Origin of the sequence: Leifsonia sp. SIMBA_070, from assembly GCF_046534635.1 — a bacterium.
Taxonomy (GTDB): Bacteria; Actinomycetota; Actinomycetes; order Actinomycetales; family Microbacteriaceae; genus Leifsonia.
This window is the reverse complement of record NZ_JAWRYK010000896.1, coordinates 1-238: the sequence shown is the minus strand read 5'-3', so window position 1 is coordinate 238 and position 238 is coordinate 1. Positions and strand designations below refer to the sequence as shown.

Below are 238 nucleotides of genomic sequence, written 5' to 3'. Positions count from 1 at the left end.
CCAGCACTCCCTCTTCTCGCATGGCACGCTTGACATCGTCAATGCGGATCTGTCCCGAGTGGAACACCGTCGCGGCCAGGATGGCATCCGCTCCTGCGCGCACCGCCGGGGCGAAGTGGCTGACGTCCCCGGCACCGCCCGACGCGATCACGGGTACGCTCGAGAGCTCGCGGATCGCGGAGATCAGCTCGAGGTCGAAGCCCTGTTTGGTGCCGTCGGCGTCGATCGAGTTCACGAG

General features: G+C 66.8%; 1 protein-coding gene. It reads right to left on the bottom strand.

Annotation, left to right across the window (positions count from 1 at the left end; all coding sequences use genetic code 11):
* Positions 1-238 (bottom strand): HisA/HisF-related TIM barrel protein (locus SB754_RS22805; RefSeq protein ID WP_410784541.1); only part of this gene is annotated, 238 nt, incomplete at both ends.